General features: G+C 61.8%; 13 protein-coding genes and 6 pseudogenes. 12 read left to right on the top strand and 7 right to left on the bottom strand.

The annotated features are described in order from the left end of the window. The first annotated feature begins 141 nt into the window (after window positions 1-141). A complete protein-coding gene (locus tag ABWI03_RS33015; protein WP_003945960.1) occupies window positions 142-531 on the top strand; it encodes a hypothetical protein in 390 nt (129 codons plus the stop codon). A gap of 414 nt (window positions 532-945) precedes the next feature. Here the strand turns inward: ABWI03_RS33015 and ABWI03_RS33010 are convergent. Continuing rightward, a pseudogene (locus ABWI03_RS33010) lies at window positions 946-1,206 on the bottom strand (integrase core domain-containing protein); the annotation flags it as partial. Then, entirely contained in the window at window positions 1,154-1,732 is a 579-nt protein-coding gene (locus tag ABWI03_RS33005) for an AAA family ATPase (protein ID WP_003945961.1), read from the bottom strand. The pseudogene ABWI03_RS33010 and the gene ABWI03_RS33005, both read right to left, overlap by 53 nt. Before the next feature lie 166 nt (window positions 1,733-1,898). Here ABWI03_RS33005 and ABWI03_RS33000 point away from each other — a divergent pair. After that, window positions 1,899-2,225 (top strand): annotated as a pseudogene (locus ABWI03_RS33000) (restriction endonuclease); the annotation flags it as partial. 10 nt (window positions 2,226-2,235) lie between these two features. Then, a complete protein-coding gene (locus ABWI03_RS32995; RefSeq protein ID WP_232509049.1) occupies window positions 2,236-3,285 on the top strand; it encodes a YihY/virulence factor BrkB family protein in 1,050 nt (349 codons plus the stop codon). Between the two features lie 277 nt (window positions 3,286-3,562). Here ABWI03_RS32995 and ABWI03_RS32990 read toward each other — a convergent pair whose 3' ends face one another. Continuing rightward, on the bottom strand, window positions 3,563-5,695 hold the full coding sequence (locus ABWI03_RS32990) for an Rv1355c family protein (RefSeq protein WP_037132517.1): 2,133 nt from the start codon (window positions 5,693-5,695) through the stop codon (window positions 3,563-3,565). 281 nt (window positions 5,696-5,976) lie between these two features. Here ABWI03_RS32990 and ABWI03_RS32985 point away from each other — a divergent pair, with 281 nt between their 5' ends. After that, the gene (locus tag ABWI03_RS32985; protein WP_073513797.1) at window positions 5,977-6,759 is read left to right on the top strand and encodes a hypothetical protein; all 783 of its coding nucleotides are present in this window, start codon (window positions 5,977-5,979) and stop codon (window positions 6,757-6,759) included. Here the strand turns inward: ABWI03_RS32985 and ABWI03_RS32980 are convergent. After that, the gene (locus tag ABWI03_RS32980; RefSeq protein ID WP_050794093.1) at window positions 6,736-7,818 is read right to left on the bottom strand and encodes a GGDEF domain-containing protein; all 1,083 of its coding nucleotides are present in this window, start codon (window positions 7,816-7,818) and stop codon (window positions 6,736-6,738) included. The genes ABWI03_RS32985 and ABWI03_RS32980 overlap by 24 nt on opposite strands. Before the next feature lie 811 nt (window positions 7,819-8,629). Between ABWI03_RS32980 and ABWI03_RS32975 the strand changes: the two genes are divergently transcribed. The 4 genes and pseudogenes from ABWI03_RS32975 (at window position 8,630) to ABWI03_RS32960 (ending at window position 11,572) form a co-directional block, all read left to right on the top strand. Next, the gene (locus ABWI03_RS32975; protein WP_206030026.1) at window positions 8,630-9,583 is read left to right on the top strand and encodes a hypothetical protein; all 954 of its coding nucleotides are present in this window, start codon (window positions 8,630-8,632) and stop codon (window positions 9,581-9,583) included. Window positions 9,584-9,712: 129 nt separating this feature from the next. Then, window positions 9,713-10,338, top strand: a pseudogene (locus ABWI03_RS32970) (SDR family NAD(P)-dependent oxidoreductase). A gap of 25 nt (window positions 10,339-10,363) precedes the next feature. Next, window positions 10,364-10,516 (top strand): SDR family oxidoreductase, encoded by a 153-nt coding sequence (locus ABWI03_RS32965; protein WP_003945965.1) that lies wholly within the window; start codon window positions 10,364-10,366, stop codon window positions 10,514-10,516. Between the two features lie 348 nt (window positions 10,517-10,864). After that, window positions 10,865-11,572: an IS6 family transposase gene (locus ABWI03_RS32960; protein WP_070161960.1), complete on the top strand. Its 708-nt coding sequence runs from the start codon at window positions 10,865-10,867 to the stop codon at window positions 11,570-11,572. 76 nt (window positions 11,573-11,648) lie between these two features. Here ABWI03_RS32960 and ABWI03_RS32955 read toward each other — a convergent pair. Continuing rightward, a pseudogene (locus ABWI03_RS32955) lies at window positions 11,649-12,122 on the bottom strand (cbb3-type cytochrome c oxidase subunit I); the annotation flags it as partial. A 9-nt stretch (window positions 12,123-12,131) separates the two neighbouring features. After that, window positions 12,132-12,506 (bottom strand): ferredoxin, encoded by a 375-nt coding sequence (gene fdxA / locus ABWI03_RS32950; RefSeq protein ID WP_070159664.1) that lies wholly within the window; start codon window positions 12,504-12,506, stop codon window positions 12,132-12,134. Between the two features lie 60 nt (window positions 12,507-12,566). Between fdxA and ABWI03_RS32945 the strand changes: the two genes are divergently transcribed. The 3 genes from ABWI03_RS32945 (at window position 12,567) to ABWI03_RS32935 (ending at window position 14,520) form a co-directional block, all read left to right on the top strand. Next, window positions 12,567-13,259 carry a helix-turn-helix transcriptional regulator gene (locus ABWI03_RS32945; protein WP_073513830.1) on the top strand — a complete coding sequence of 231 codons (693 nt, stop codon included), beginning with the start codon at window positions 12,567-12,569 and terminating at the stop codon, window positions 13,257-13,259. 177 nt (window positions 13,260-13,436) lie between these two features. Continuing rightward, a complete protein-coding gene (locus ABWI03_RS32940) occupies window positions 13,437-14,144 on the top strand; it encodes a hypothetical protein (protein WP_231783828.1) in 708 nt (235 codons plus the stop codon). A 43-nt stretch (window positions 14,145-14,187) separates the two neighbouring features. Beyond that, on the top strand, window positions 14,188-14,520 hold the full coding sequence (locus ABWI03_RS32935) for a cupin domain-containing protein (protein ID WP_070159670.1): 333 nt from the start codon (window positions 14,188-14,190) through the stop codon (window positions 14,518-14,520). 391 nt (window positions 14,521-14,911) lie between these two features. Here ABWI03_RS32935 and ABWI03_RS32930 read toward each other — a convergent pair. Next, window positions 14,912-15,415 (bottom strand): annotated as a pseudogene (locus ABWI03_RS32930) (homocysteine S-methyltransferase family protein); the annotation flags it as partial. Between ABWI03_RS32930 and ABWI03_RS32925 the strand changes: the two are divergent. After that, a pseudogene (locus ABWI03_RS32925) lies at window positions 15,381-16,645 on the top strand (dihydropteroate synthase); the annotation flags it as partial. The pseudogenes ABWI03_RS32930 and ABWI03_RS32925 overlap by 35 nt on opposite strands.

The following is a 16,645-nucleotide window of genomic DNA, read 5'->3' as shown; positions in this document are numbered from 1 at the left end:
AGATCGTCGCCGTCTCGCAAGAGTAGGGGCTTAATCCGCATGCTTGAAGTATCTCAAATCGCACTGTCAAAGAATTTTAGGCGCGCGGCACTAGCAGCGAATCTCAAGTCGACGCTGCCCGGCAAACGAGAATGAGGACGAATGACCGTAGAAGCTCCGATGTGGAAATCTCAATCGACCATCACCATTCCGTGGAAGGGCAATGCCGAGGTAACCGTCACGGAATTGCTGTCAACGACGCTTGATGTCGCTCGTTCCGTCCTCATCGACGTCGCGAAAAGCGGTAAGAAGATCACGTACGGGGAGCTCGCAAAGCGTTCAGGAACCGGATATCCAGCGCAGTCGATGGGCAAAGTGTTGGACGTGCTCAGCCTGGACTGCAGCGACAGAGGTGAGCCGTCACTGGCACCCATCGTGGTGAGAGCAGCGACAATGAAGTCGCGGACGGATATGTCGGGTCTCCAGAAAACGATCGTGCCGCTCTATACCAGTGGTGGGTCACGCATTGACTTAGCCGGCAGGCAACCATGATCGACCCTCAGTGGCCGAAGCGATCAGAGTGACCAGTGGCGGCCGAGTATCACGTCCGGCGAGACTTATCGAGCGTAGGACGTCGACGACTGTCGACAAGCAGTCGTCGTACCGGGTCAGATCCGGCGCGATAGTGACGGCGGCAAGCTGCTCGAACCGTCCGAAGGCGACCTGCGATCTCGGGACATTTCGACTACCACGCTGATCGGTGCTTCTTTCACACAAACCGCCCGGTCTACAATGAGATCTTCACAATCTGGCGACTCCGTCAACACCGGGAGGTAATACCGACGCCGTATCTGGGCGGACTGATCATCGTCCTGTGGATCTTCTGCCTCATCGACGTCGCCACCGCCGATGAGCACGGTGTCCGGCACATCCCGGGGCTGCTGAAGGTTCCGTTGACTCGTTCGTTTAGGCCGCCAGCATGTTCGCTGGTGTCATGATCATCTCGTACTCGATGGGGGTGAGCTTGCCGAGGGCGCGTTGTCGGCGTCGTCGGTGGTAGGTGCGTTCGATCCACGTGACGATTGCGATCCGAAGTTCTTGCTGGGTACCCCACCGTCTCGTGTCGAGGACGTTGTTCTGCAGGAGCGAGAAAAACGATTCCATCGAGGCATTGTCACCACATGCTCCGACACGCCCCATCGATCCGACCAGGCCGTTGTTGGCCAGGACACGGACGATCGAGAAGCGCTCGAAGCGGAGATCGGCGCCAGCTCTTGACGTCGCTCTCGACGTCGCGGAGGGCATGCATGAACACAGTGATCAGACGATCACGCACATCGCCTGAGATGTGCTGGTCGTCAGCTCCCCCGTAGAGTCGCGCACGGTAGACGACGTCCTCATCAACCAGCGGATCTGGCTCCCACCGGTAGGTGAGCCTGGCGGTCAACGGTTTTCCGGTCACGAGAGCGTCGCCGAGGGTTGCGACGACGGAAGCTTCGTCCTCGAAATCTGTCACCTCCAAGGACACTTCAATTGACTCGCCGCTGCTGGTCGGATCTGCGTCTGCGGTTGCGAGGCCCTCCCAGAAGTCCTCTGGCCGCAATCGTCGCTGATCGCCGGAAATCGTGTTGTCGAGAACTAGGCGCATCGCGTGCAACAGGTTGCTCTTGCCCGACCGATTCTCGCCAACGATCACAGTGTGGCGGGTCAGTGGCACGTCGATGTTGACGAGATTGCGGAAGTTTTTGACCACGATTCGGCTCAGTCTCACAGAGATACCGTAGCGGCGACTTGGGCATGGCCGATATTTCCGGTTGACGCCGAGCCGACACGACTACCCAGTACCTGTGCCGCGCCCCGCACGGCGTCAGGGGAGGATGACCTGGCACGGTTCGGTATCGGAAAGGTTGGTCGGGTTCATGGGTTCAGTTCACGAGGTCATCGAGGCGTTCCGTAAAGCACCCTCGAATTCCGAACGGGGAACCAAGTTCGAGCAGTTGATGGTCCGGTACTTCGAGCTCGACCCGATGCTGTCGCAGCAGTACGAGAAGGTGTGGCGGTGGATCGACTGGCCCGGTCGTAGGGGAAAGCCCGACACCGGTATCGACCTCGTCGCCCGCGAACGCGACACCGGCGACTACACCGCGATCCAGTGCAAGTTCTACGAACCCACCCACACCCTCGCCAAAGGCGACATCGACTCCTTCTTCACCGCATCCGGAAAAACCCCGTTCTCCACCGCAGTCCCCCACCGAACTGACGAAGCGGTCATGGATTTACGTCCTGCGCGCGACCGCTCGTCAGTTCTCGCGCGATCAGTGCACCGACCTCGCGGCCGCGTTGACGTATTACTCTGTGCTGTCGCTGTTTCCGGCAGTCTTGGCAGTGGTATCACTCCTCGGCGTCTTCGGGCAGGGGCAGTCGACCGTCGACGCGGTTCTGCAGATCGTGAGCGATCTCGGTCCGTCTTCTGCCGTGGAAACCTTGAAGGAACCCGTCCAGCAGCACGTGGAGGCTCCTGCCGCGGGATTCGCCCTCATCGCCGGCATCGCGGGCGCGCTCTGGTCCGCTTCCGGCTATCTCGTGGCGTTTGGGCGAGCGTTGAACCGAATGTATGAGGTCGAAGAAGGCCGGCCGGTGTGGAAGCTTCGGCCGACGATGCTGCTCGTCACTGTGACGGCATTGGCATTGATCGGTTGTGCGGCAGTGATGTTGGCAGTCAGCGGTCCTGTCGCACGAGCGATCGGAGATGCGAGTGGGGCGGGTGATACCGCGTTGACGGTATGGAACATCGCTCGCTGGCCGGTGGTACTGGTGTTCGTCGTTCTCGCTGTTGCGATTTTGTACTACGCGCCTCCGAACATCCAGCAGCCCAAGTTTCGATGGATCAGCGGCGGTGCCGCCTTGGCCATCGTGGTGTGGATTCTCGCATCGGTAATCTTCGGTTTCTACGTCGCGAACTTCAGTAGTTACAACAAAACCTACGGCTCCCTCGCCGGTGCGATCGTGTTCCTGTTGTGGCTGTGGATCACCAACCTGGCCTTGCTGTTCGGCGCAGAGCTCGATTCCGAACTCGAACGTGGACGAGAATTGCGTCAGGCACACAACTTCGAGGGCCACGCCGAAGGATCGGATGGTGTCTGCACTGACGTCGATACCCCGAAACGCAAGGAAATGCCGATCGGCGGCCCAACGCACGCTATGGGAAATACCAAGCACATCGTCACGGCCGCGTCACTCGGTGCCGCTGCCGTTGCGGTGATCATCGCTGCCGGTAAGCGGCCTGAGCGGAGAGGCGGTCGATGAACGTGGTCTCGCAGGTCCGTGGTTCGCCGCTCTCACGGGCCAGGGCTTGCGCCACGGCACTGTAGCGAGCATGTTTCCCGTCCTTCTGACTTCGTCATCGACGGTTCAACCCTGACACGAGGCTTGCGGCCTCCTTCGAGATGATTGCAGCGTCCGCTTGCCCGGTATACGTGCGTTGCCCACCAGGCAGTCGCGTACGGCAAACTCGGGTTGCCCTCGCTCGACTGCCCTGGTTTCGGTGCGAATCAGAGGTCTGCCATTGAGTGTCATCCGAAAATTACGGTTCCCGCTGGGATCGGCGTCGGCTCGGCGGGGCAGAACTGCTCGTGCGGAAGATGCGCAGAATGAGCGCTACATGCTCACCCGGCTGATGTGCGGTGAGCGCGGTCAGCTCGTCCGACAGTGCTGCGAGTTCGCGGGCTCGGGTCGGCGCGAGGGCGCGCAGGTGGTCGGCGTCGGTGGCGTAGAGAGACACGGGTGTGAGGGGGTGTAAGGAGTAGCCGAGCGATTGGGCGCGTATCCAGAACTCTTCGGCGCGTGCTCCGCTGCGGATGTAGTCTGCGGCGGCGGTTCCCTGCTGAGTGATGACGGCGACGGCGTCGCTGGAGGCCAGGCGGGTGCGGGTCTGTGCTCGGAGCGCTTGCCCGGCATCCCAGTTGTTCAGTTGTTCCATCACGTCGGGGCGGCGGAGGAGTTCGAGGGCGGCGAGTTCTGAAGTAGGGATACCCAAGCTGGAAACCTCGATACCACTGGCGAGGTCGCGCGAATGTGGCCAGCGTAGCTCGGAGATCATCTCTCGATGCAGAGTGTCGGTGAGGAATCGGATGCGGTCGGTGGCACTGATGTTCTCGGCCAACCGTGTGATCGTCTCCCCGTCCTGGATCAGGTGGACTGCGACGGTCGGGGAGGACAGACGCGCCGCCAGGTGTGCGAGGTCCGTCGGATCGCACGGCGGCAGGCCGGGATCGGGCAGAGCGCGGTGTGTGCTGCGATGGAGCATCCCGGGTAGTTGGTCGGTGAGCGAGATGTCGGTGCCGGCAGTGAACTTGATCCGCGCGGAGGTCGCCTTACCGTCGCCGATGATGACGGTGTCGCCGAGGATATGTCGGTGTGCCGCGGCGACGCGAGCGTTGTGCAGTGCGGCACCGAGCGCGACGAAACTTCCGCGGTACTCGATATCCACACTCGACGAGCGGGTTTCGTCGAGACGCAGAGTCAGCGCAGTCTCGTCCGTGTGAATGATCCACGGTTGCGAGTTACCTCCCGACGGAGCGCGTGCGGCAGCGAAAGCGACGGCTTCGGTATCGGGGAGCGCGTCGTACTGTGCTCGCAGATCGATCGGACGCGAACCGTTTGTCGCCGGTGAGGCGATCGAGTCGGAGGGAATGTGTGGGTCGGTCAGTTGATCGAGGTGCTGACCGATATCGATGCGCACCCTCCCCGAGGGAAGAGCCTCACCGAGACCGAACCGGCGGATCGCGGCGACCACAGACGCCCCGCCCAGCAAAACGTCCCCGCCGAGTTGAGGCCAGGTGGCCACGGTGGTGCCCACTTCCAGGACCGAGGCGGCCATGCGGGCCGAAATCTCGGCCCCCTGCAGGATGCGTAAGCCGAAGGGAATTTTTTCTTGCACGCTCAGCCCGGATACGGTGGCAGCGTCGAGATCTCCGACCAGCCCGTGAAAGAGTGGCCTGGCGGGTTCGAGGTCGAATCGTTCGACGTCGAAGAGACCGCGGTCGCTGGTTTCCATGATGACCGGGATGCCCCGCTGCCTCGCCCGGTCGCGAACGAGGACCTTCACATCGAAGGAGTCGCACTCTTCGATCACCAGGTCCAGTCCGGCGAGGAAGTCGTCGATGCTCGCTTCGTCGACACCTTCGGTCCAGGCGTCGACGGGCAGGTACGGGTCCAGTTCGGCGATGCGTTGTCGAGCCAGAGTTGCCTTGTTGACGCCGAGATCGAGGACTGTGGCCGAAAGCCGGTTAAGGTTGGACAGGTCTAGGTCGTCGAAGTCCGCCAGACGGAGGTAGCCGACGACGCCTTCGAGAGCAAGAGCATGGGCGATGGCGCTGCCGACGCTGAGTCCGACGATCCCGATGCGCAGCCGTGAGAGTGCGCGTTGTTCCTCGCTGGTGATCTTGTTGCGGTTGCGATCGAGCCGCAGACGACGAAACCCGCTGGGGCCGAGCAGACGGACCAAGGTATGGCGCCACGGGTAGTAAATCCAGTGCGAGGGTTCGGCGATCTCGTCGGCGTCGGACTCTGGGCGGAGATCGAGCAGCGACTGTCGTTGCTCGGCCAGTGTGTCGAGAACCCTTGCTCCGGAGGTGCGCAGTGCGCTCACCCGCTGCATCTGCGCCGGGTCGGATTCGTCGAAAAGTTCCACCCGCCGCTCCGTTGTCTCGTTCATTGCCGAGGCTTGGTCTGTACCGGAGAAGTCCTGCATCACGATCCCTTCCGCTTCTCAGTTGCGCGGCGGGCCTTGATCACTCGTCCGTCCCCTCCATCCAAGCACTCCTTGCGCCAGGTGTTGCTCACCAGGGTGGGGTGACGACGCAGCGGCGGGTGTCGGGAGGCTCGAGCCGGCATGTCAGCGGACAATCAGCGAGCGCGGACCCGCCTGGGTGGTACGCGCGGTATTCCGGCTGCCAACGGCGCAGGTCCGGACTTCTTCAACAAAGGGGAAATGTGATGACAGTGATCACCGAATACACACGCGGCAGCGTCGAGGCGAGTCATGCTGCTGTCGAGGTGCCCGGCACCGACGGTGTCCGATTGGTCCTCTCGTATCCCGCGACGGACGACTATCTGTGGGACGAATACTTGTCCGGTGCGTGGGAGTCCTACAGGCGTCACGGAGCGCAAGCAGCCTTGGATGTGCCGGCAGTGCGAGACGGTGTTTCGACCTCACTGTTCTACGCTCTCGTCGACGGCGACGGGGTGGTCGTGGGCGGGGTACGCGCACAGGGACCATACGTCTGCGCTAGTCAGTCCCATGCGATGGTCGAATGGACGGGTAACCGCGCCCTGGACGCTGTTCGAGAGACAATCGCTGCCCGAATCCCCGAGGGGGTGGTGGAAATGAAATCGGCGTGGGTATCCCCCGGGTCGCGATACGCCGGGAAGTTGTCTGCTGCACTGGCGAGGGTGGCGTTGCCGACGATGGAGCGACTGCAGTCTCGTTTCGTGCTGGCCACTGCCGCTGACCACGTGCTGAGCAGGTGGGAATCCTCCGGAGGCAGGGTCGATGTACGGATACCGGCGGCCGCGTATCCCGATGCGCGTTATCGCACTCGCATGATGTGGTGGGATCGTCGATCGCTGCGTGCCGACGCTGATCCTGCGGTGTGGCCACTGATGTGGTCCGAGCACCGGACACTGTGCCCGATCACGACGAAAAACACAGTGCACGAGCAAACGACCCGTGTTCACAGCGCCGCCGTGATTTCGCTAGTGAACAGGGTCGGTCGCTGATGTCGTGATCTCGAACAATGCGGGCCTGCTGACATCACTGTGCTGCCCATGCACCATGTTCACCCTCAACGGCGGAAGGTGTTGGTACCGAACCGTATTTCGTCCCTCTGCTTTAGCGGCGTACATGAGGGCATCGGCACGATGGGTCAGAAGATCAGTCAACTCCCCCAACGACATGTCCGGGGAGCCAGCGTGATCGTCGAGGGTGCAGTAGATCGCCCCGATACTGACCGTCACGTCGCAGGACTCGGCGACCGACGCTCGGATCCGTTCGGCGAGAGTCATCACGTCGTCCACATCCGCGGCGGCGAAGAATGCGACGAATTCTTCGCCGCCGGACCTGGCGATCAGCACTCGCGCAGTCGCCGTCCGCGTGATGGCCGCAACGACACTGCGGAGGGTCTGATCCCCCGCGCTGTGCCCGAACAGATCATTGATCTGCTTGAAATGATCGACATCGATCATCAGGAAACCGACCTGCGCGGAACTGACCGTGGAGGTGCGGTGATACCGCTCGATACGATCGAGAAATCCTCGGCGATTAGGCAGATTCGTCAACGGATCGGTATGAGCCAACTCCCGGTACCGCGCTTGGGTCAACACCAGAGAGCGGCGCAAGGCACCGATCATGAACACCGGCAACCAAATGACCGTCGCCGACACAGTGCAGCTCACCAGAGCAGCAGCGAATCCGTGGGCCACGACAATCGCTACCGCACAGGCCAGTGCAATCGCGACGATCGTATGCCCGACGATGACCCGTCGACTCGACGCCATCGCCGCGATAGCAGGTATCGCCGAGAGCAGAGTGACGATGCCCCGGGCCGCCAGCGGATCGGTGACCAGATACGCGGATACAGCGATACCCACCATCCCGATCAAACCCACGACGGAAAACATTCGATCCGACAACCGACCTACGGCCAGCGTCAGAAGGAAGATCGCCAACGTACTCGCCCAGATACCGACGAGGTACGGGCCCGCTCCCGCGCGAAGGAGCGCCGGAGACAACAGCGCGATCACCGGCAGGGGAAGGGCTCCGCCCGTGCTCAAGAGCACAGCCAACGACCGCGCATCCGTCCGCGCCCGAAACCTGGCATATCTCGCATACAGCCCATGTGGCCTCACTCCGCCCACCATAGCGGAAAAACCGTAAAGTATATTCCTCACGGTTAAGGTAGACAATTTTCAGTTTTGTGACTAAGTGGGGCGAGGACGGGCGAAACAGCAGGCCGGCGCACATCGTTTCACCTCATATGTGCGTTACACGTCAAGTTTCCCCGTCCAGCACATGTCTCGTTATCTCGGCCACACCGCACGAGAATCACTCCCGATCGTTTCAGCGCAGGGAGTGTCCGATCCGTTCTTGTGGAGGCTCCTTCGTCGAAGCGCTCAATCTCGACGCCCCTGGATCGCATTCGCTGCAATCGCCCCGGCCCCACAACGTCGGCAATGACGCCCGGCAGAAGGGCAGGTTTTAGTTTTGCGTTCCTGGCGCTCATGCCTTGTACTGGTGAACGGAGCCCCTTATGCCCTCCCCTCGTTCGGCCGCCTACCAATCGACCCTTCACTCCTTCTCGCCGCCGGTTTCATCGCTTCATCCCGTACCGCCGTAGGACAGGAGGTTCCCGGAAACGCACTCGGGCGGTCGACGTAACCTCCGGCGCAGCAATCGTTTTCCGTGCAACACAGGTGATCCGGAATCGACGTTTCGTAAAGTTCTGACGAAAACCCGCCGTAGCGGCGGCTCGTTCACCGCTGCCCCATACTCAGCGAACCTATCGCGCCCACTCACCTCCTGGAGCATGCAAATGCTCCGGCGACCCACGCTGCGCCCGGCCGCACTTTGTGGCGGCCCGTCATCGAGGCGATGGTGTTCCCCATCTTCTTCGCTGTGATGTTCGCGCTCTGCTATGTCAGCGCGTTCCACAGCCCGACGCCGCATCATGTCGGGGTCGTGGTCGCTGGGCCGCAGTCCGCCACGTCGGCCTTGGTCGAACAGCTCGCGCCGAACGTCGGGGACAAGTTCGACCTCGCGACCACAACGGACACCGCAGCAGCACTGGAGCGACTGCAAGGCCGCGAGATCGCCGGCGTGATCGAACTGGGGACGCCGATGAACGTCCACATCGCCTCCGCCGAAGGGCCGATGCGGGTTCAGGCTGTCGAGGGATTGGCCCAGCCGCTGGCAGCTGCCCAGGGGCAGCAGGCGAATATCATCGATCATGCACCTCTCGCGGCTGACGACCCGACGGGTTCTGCACTGTTCTACCTGCTGGTGGTGTGCACAATCATCGGCTACTTGACAATTACCGTGCTCGCGCAGGTTGCTCCGGCGATGGAGCTGCGTGTCAAACTCGGTGTGCTCGCGGTGATGGCGGTCATCGGCGTGATGGTGTCGTACTTTGTCTCCGCCATCTTCGTCGGGTTCTACGAAGCATCCTTCGTCGAAAATCTCGGCCTGTTGGCTGTGATCTTCACGTACACGTTCACCGTCGGATTGGTCAGTATTCTCGCCAACCGCGTGTTCGGTAAGACGGCGATCATGATCGTGATGCTGTTGATGATCTTCCTCAACTTCCCGAGCGCAGGCGCAGCCTTCCCAGCGGACTTTCTCCCCGGATTCTGGTCCGGTCTCAGTCACTTCTGGATCGGCGCCGGAGCGATGGACGCAGCACGCTCGATCGTCTACTTCGGAAGCACGGGGATCGGCCACGGGCTGTTGATCCTGGGTGGATGGCTCCTGTTGACGGTGGTCCTTCTTGTACTCACCCATCTGCGTAAGCCCACGCCGACGACTTCGCCCGCACACGCTTCCCACTGACAGACTCCACGGCGCACCCGGCCCCGACACAGTGCCGCCCGTAATACTTTCGGGCGGCACTGTGAGGCTCGGGGCGGCACAGTGAGAACAAGCACCTTATTCTGTACGACTTCTGCGAGAGGAACTCTCATGAATCGCCTTGCTGGCAAGAAAATCGTCATCACCGGAGCCGCGAGCGGGATCGGGCGCGCCGCCGCCGAGCTCATGGTCACAGAGGGCGCAAGTGTCCTGATCGCTGACCTCGACGGGGACGCCGCCTCGAATACTGCTGCCGAAACCTCCCGCTCAGAGGTCGGGGATCGCGCCGTAGGTATCGCGGTCGACGTGATGGACGAAAATCAGTAGCCACCATGATCGACCGCGCTGCCACCGAATTCGGCGGTATCAATGTTCTGTGCAACCACGTCGGCGGAAGCAACCCGCGTAAGGATCTCGACCTGTTGCGCCTCGACCTCTACGAGTGGGACCGGACGATGGCGTTGAATGCCCGAAGCACGGTAGTCACCTCACAATTGGCGCTGCCACATACGCTCGTCGCCGGCGGCGGTTCGATCATCAACACCGCCTCGATCGGAGGTCTCGCTGGGGATACTCTCCAGTGCGCCTACGGCGCAGCGAAAGCGGCTGTCATTCGCCTGACCCAATACATTGCCACTCAGTACGGTAAGCAAGGAATCCGTTGCAACGCTGTTGCTCCGGGTGCGGTCATGACACCCGTCCTTCCGCGACAACGTCCCCGCAGAGGTCATCGATGAAATCCGGCAACACAACGCCCTCGATATGATCGGTGATCCCGAGGACATCGGCTGGGCGATGGTCTACCTCGCATCGGACGAGTCCCGATACATGAGCGGTCAAACGCTGGTACTCGACGGGGGTCTCACCGCGCAGAGTCCCATCGCCGCGAGCCGCCGCGTATTGCTCGATCGCTGACAACAACCCCTAGTTCTGGCCCACTTTCCGTGAGGGATTGCCGCTCACTCCTCATCGGCTCACCAATCCGCCGTCATCGATCAATCCGGAGACCGAGGCAACCCCTCTTCACGCTCTCGGAGAGGGCACAGGCACGGACTTGTCGAGGCTGGTCGACTGCGTCAAGCTCGATTACATTTGGGCACCAAAGTAACGGGGACCATGCGGCGCCGATGGCTCTGACAATGCTGCCCGGGTACCGGAGACGACGAGCTGCGTGAGTACATGCGTGTGAAGTCGCCGCAGCTTTCGTAGCCGTGTCTACGGCACTGTCACGTTGTTGAACGCGGGAAACTGGGAGAATGTGGCGTGAGCACCTCACTGTCGTACAAGGGCCACCGCTACCCGGTCGAGATCATCAACCACTGCGTGTGGTTGTACTTCCGGTTCCCGCTTAGCTTCCGTGAGGTGGAGGAGATGATGCTCGAACGCGGTGTCGTGGTGAGTTACGAGACGATCCGCCGGTGGTGCGCCAAGTTCGGGCAGGCCTACGCCAACCAGCTGCGCCGACGGCGGGCCCGGCCCGGTGACAAGTGGTACCTCGATGAGGTCTTCATCAAAATCAACGGCACACTGCATTACTTATGGCGGGCGGTCGACCAGGACGGCAACGTGCTCGACGTGCTGGTCCAGGCCCGCCGAAATGCGGTGGCGGCCAAACGGTTCTTCCGCAAGCTGCTCAAAAGGCTGGAGTATGTGCCGCGAGTGATCGTCACCGACAAGCTCGCCAGCTACCAGGTGGCGCACCGCGAGATGCTGGCCTCGGTCGAGCATCGCAGGTCGAAGTATTTGAACAATCGAGCCGAGAACTCGCATCAACCCACCAGGCAGCGAGAACGTGCGATGAAACGCTTCACATCAACCGGGCACGCGCAACGATTCCTGTCCGCCTTCTCGGGCATCTCACCGCATTTCCGGCCCAACCGGCACAGACTCTCTGCGCCCGAATGGCGGACCGAGATGGCCGACCGCTTCACGGTCTGGCAGGAAGTCACCGCCACCGATGCCGCCGCCTGAAAGTGAACGTCCCGGCGGCGTGCCGTAGCGTCCTGCCCCAAACCAGCCGCGCCGCTATACTTTTCGACTAACGTGACAGTGCCCTGGTCAGCGGGGTATATCCCGTCCATCCGAAGTCGGCGGCTCCTCCGGGGGTGAGGAATCCGGATACGGTGATGAGCGCACCGAAGAGGTACAGCCAGTAGCTGAGCGCGTTCAGTCGCGGGAACGCCACATCCGGTGCGCCGATCTGCAGGGGAAGTATGTAGTTCGCGAAGCCGAAGACGATCGGAGTGGCATAGAGCAGCAACATGATCGTGCCGTGCATGGTGAAGAGCTGGTTGTACTGCTCGTTCGAGAGAAACTGAAGACCGGGGACGGCAAGTTCGGTCCGGATCAGCAGGGCCATCAATCCGCCCAACATGAAGAAGGCGAACGAGGTGACCAGATACATCACGCCCAGCTGTTTGGGATCGGTCGTAGTGGCAGCGGAATAGAGGAACGTGCCCTTGAGCCCCCGCCGTTTCGGGTAAGGCCGCGAAGGAAGGAGCTCTGTCACAATGGGAGTCATTGCCGTTCCTCACTGCGCGGGAGATGGCGGTCCGATATCCGGACGATTCGAGTGCGAATACCCGCCTACCAGCTCCGTATCGACGCCTACGCGACCAAGCTTCGCGGATCCGCCCGGCGACCCCACTACCTCGGCCGCACCGGGCAGTCGCCGATGGAAGAAGCGGGCATTGTCATCGATGAAATCTTCCCAGCGGGCGGGGACGTCGGATTCGTACGAGATGGCCTCGACCGGGCAGACCGGTTCGCACGCACCGCAGTCGATGCATTCGTCCGGGTGGATGTAGAGCGACCGCGCTCCTTCGTAGATGCAGTCCACCGGGCATTCCTCGACGCACCCCCGGTCCAACACGTCGATACATGGTGCAGCGATCACGTACGTCATGAGCGTCCTCTCAGGACACCGCCTATTTTCGAGGAAATCTTTCCTCTAAAGTCTTACAGTATGGCGATACGAAAGGGAACCGGTTCTGCGCGCGCCGGCACCCATGCAGTACTTGCGTCCCGGCGGCGAGTCCAACTGCTGGACGCTTTACGAGCCGGCGCGGAATCGATGGCCGCCAGCGAACTGGCGGATCTGTGCAACCTGCATGTGACCACAGTTCGGTTCCACCTCAACGCGTTGATCGAAGTCGGCCTGATCGCGAAGGAGACCGAGCACAACGTCGCCCGAGGACGTCCACGCCAGCTCTACCGGGCACAGAATCCACTCGGATCAGGAGTCGGGATCACCTCCGGATACGAAAAGTTAGCCCACGTTTTAGCGGCGCACTTCGCGCGCCACTCCGGTGATCCGGAAAACCTCGCCGAGGCAGCAGGTCGACAGTGGGCGCTGGATGATCTCGGCGAAACCTCCGGAGCCGGCCGATCCGCAGAAGAGACGGCGCTCGTCCTCACCACCCTGTTCGCGGAGATGGGGTTCGATCCGGAACTCGAGCCCTCGAATGTCGAAACGCGTATCCGATTGCACGCCTGCCCGTTCGAAAGCGTCGCCCGACAAAACCCCGGCGTTGTCTGCTCCTTGCACCTCGGTCTGATACGCGGAGTTCTGACACGACTTGGCGCACGCCAGATCGAGAGCACACTCACCCCCTGGGACACCGCGCATACGTGCCTCGCGCAACTGGAGCAGCAATGACACATAGGACCGTACAAACGGCGCATATCAATGTTCCTGTCGCACAGTCACATTCCCCTCCCCCATGTTTTGTGGGACCGCTGATGTGCTCGCGCGATCGAACATATTCGTCGTTTCGGCGGACCGCATCGAGAAATGAACAGCCGGAAACTTCCTCACTACAACGGATTACACCCCATGAGCATCTATCGCATGATCTGGTGGATTACCGCGGTCATCCTGGCCGCTTCAGGGGGGATCGCCGCAGCCATCACCGTCCAAACCGACATTCTGGTATCGGCGGTGACTGCCGCAGTGCTGATCGGAGGGGGTTCACCCTGGCTGCGACCGATCACACGTCGTACTACCCCACCACCGCGAACTCTCCTTCCGATTGCGCTACGAGACGGCGCTACGTGGGCGGCAGGGGTGGTCACTGTCATCGGATTGATCACGCTCGCCGGCGCTGCTGCCTTACCGTTGATACTGCTGATGGCCATCACCTCGGCTCCGGTGCATCGCTACATTGGCGGCAGAGTCGAGTTCACACAGGCACTCCTGTGCTCGCCGAAAAGTCCCCTGATACGCACCAGCACCGTCGATGTGCCGCTTCTTCCGTTGCCGGACTGCAGCCAACTCTCGGACGAAGCCCTGTGCCGATGTTGGCGCATGAGCTTGCCCGCGCTGCAGAACGGTCCCTCGACATCGCCCTCGACGACGGACGCGCTGCACCTCGCGCGTACCCGCGCGACTTACCTCGACGAAATCGAACGTCGCGATCCAAGGGGTTCCTCACCACACGAGATCACCCACCCCCACCACATCAGCCCTGATTCAACGCCCCTTGAGATGCCCATGAACCAACTGAGAAACCTCCTCATGGCCGGACCAGTGGAGAACGATTGAAATGCCTGGCCAGCACCGCATAAACGCAAAGAAAGCGAACATCGTGGAAAAGATGTCATTGACAGCGCTAGCTCGCCAACTCGCCGACAAGGCGGAAAACTCGAAGAGCGGCCGTAGCGCTCGTACCGTGTACGGCGGCCATGAACACGTCCTGCGGCAAACCGTCATCGCGCTGGCAGAGGGCCAAAAACTCGACGAGCACGAGAACCCTGGGGAAGCGACCGTCTATGTCCTCACCGGCCGGGTACGCCTGTGCGCAGCCGAGAATGCTTGGGAGGGATCATCCGGCGATCTGTTGATCGTCCCGAATGCTCGACATTCTCTCGAAGCGCTGGAGGCCTCGTGCGTACTACTGACGGTCGCTAAAGCAATCTGAAGTATCGACCCGGTCTTCACGGCCACTGATCTGACCGTCATTTCTTACTCCGCTTCGTCATCGACCATGCTCCAGTCGCGAGCTGTGCCCCGCATCGTCCGCGGGCACGGTTCGCGGTCCTTCTACGTGTCGATGGCAATCGTCCTGTTAGGTAAATGCATTGAACCGTTTCGAGACCAAGGATCCGAACACCGTTGATTCCTCGGAGCCCGCTGTCGGCGGCTTGTCTGCCCCATTTAACTCTGCCCTGCTTGATGCGCTGAAACAGCGCGTTGTCATCGGCGACGGAGCGATGGGCACCATGTTGCAAGCCGCGGACCTCACCCTGGACGACTTCCTCGGCCTCGAGTGCCGTCAGCGCCGCACCGATCTCACTGCCCAGGAGCATCGTTCCGGTTGTCTCGACCGTCACGTGCGTGATGATCGGCAACCGCAGTCCGAGTTGCTCCATCGCACGCTGGCTGCCGAGGATTGCAGCTTTCACCTGAAGCAGGTCCTGGCAGGTTTCGACGAGGATGGCGTCGGCGCCACCGTCGATCATGCCGAGCGCAGCTTCGGTGTACGCGTCACGCAGGACTGCGTACGGTGCGTGTCCCAGGCTGGGGAGCTTGGTTCCCGGTCCCATCGAGCCGAGTACGAATCGGGCCATGCCGTCGCGGCCTGGTCCCATCTCGTCCGCTACTTCACGGGCGAGAGCAGTGCCTTTTTCCGCGAGTTCGCGGATCCGGTGAGAGATGTCGTAGTCGGCGAGGTTGGGCAGGTTGCAACCGAAGGTGTTGGTCTCGACGGCATCGGCACCAGCGGCGAAGTACGCACGGTGGATGTCTTTGAGCACGTCGGGACGGGTGTCGTTGAGGATCTCATTGCACCCCCTCGAGCCACTCGGTATCGACATGATCGGTCTGAACTGTGCCACCGGGCCGGCCGAGATGAGTGAACATCTCCGTCATCTGTCCAAGTACTCCACGCTGCCGGTGTCGGTCATGCCCAATGCCGGCCTGCCGCAGCTCGGTCCCAAGGGCGCCGAGTATCCGCTGACTGCCGACGAATTGGCCGAAGCCCTCAGTGGTTTCGTCTCCGAGTTCGGACTCGGCCTCGTCGGTGGCTGCTGCGGTACGACGCCCGAGCACATCAGCGCGGTCGCCGACGCGGTCCGTCAGGTCGAGAAGGCCCAGCGCACGCCGATCCACGAGCCGAGCACCTCTTCGCTGTACTCGGCGGTGCCGTTCGAGCAGGACGCCAGCATCCTGATGATCGGCGAACGCACGAACTCCAACGGCTCCAAGGCTTTCCGCGAGGCGATGCTCTCCGCGGACTACCAGAAGTGCCTGGACATCGCCAAGGACCAGACCCGCGACGGCGCACACATGCTCGACCTCAACGTCGACTACGTGGGCCGCGACGGTGCCGCCGACATGTCGGAACTTGCCAGCCGCCTGGCGACGTCCTCGACGCTGCCGATCATGCTCGACTCCACCGAGCCTGCCGTGCTGCAAGCCGGCCTCGAGCACCTCGGTGGCCGCTGCGCCGTCAACTCCGTCAACTACGAAGACGGCGCCGGCCCCGAATCGCGTTTCCACAAGATCATGACTCTGGTCAAGGAGCACGGCGCGGCGGTCGTCGCCCTGACCATCGACGAAGAGGGCCAGGCTCGCACCGCCGAGACGAAGGTCGCCATCGCCAAGCGTCTGATCGAGGACATCAAGGGAAACTGGGGACTCGCCGAGTCCGACATCATCGTCGACGCCTTGACCTTCCCCATCTCCACCGGTCAGGAAGAGGTGCGACGCGACGGCATCGAGACCATCGAAGCCATCCGTCAGCTCAAGGCTGCGTACCCGGAACTCCACTTCACCCTGGGTATCTCGAACATCTCGTTCGGTTTGAACCCGGCCGCACGGCAGGTCCTCAACTCGGTGTTCCTGCACGAGTGCACCGAGGCAGGTCTGGACACGGCGATCGTTCATGCGTCCAAGATTCTGCCGATGGCCCGAATTCCTGACGAGCAGCGTGAAACCGCACTCGACCTCGTCTACGACCGTCGTAGCGAGGGGTACGACCCGCTGCAGAAGCTGATGGCTCTGTTCGAGGGTGTCTCGGCTGCGTCGGCGCGCGAGTCCCGTGC

Source organism: Rhodococcus baikonurensis, assembly GCF_040489275.1.
Classification (GTDB): Bacteria; Actinomycetota; Actinomycetes; order Mycobacteriales; family Mycobacteriaceae; genus Rhodococcus_F; species Rhodococcus_F baikonurensis.
The sequence above is the reverse complement of the archived record's forward strand: the minus strand, read 5'-3'. Positions and strand labels throughout refer to the sequence as shown.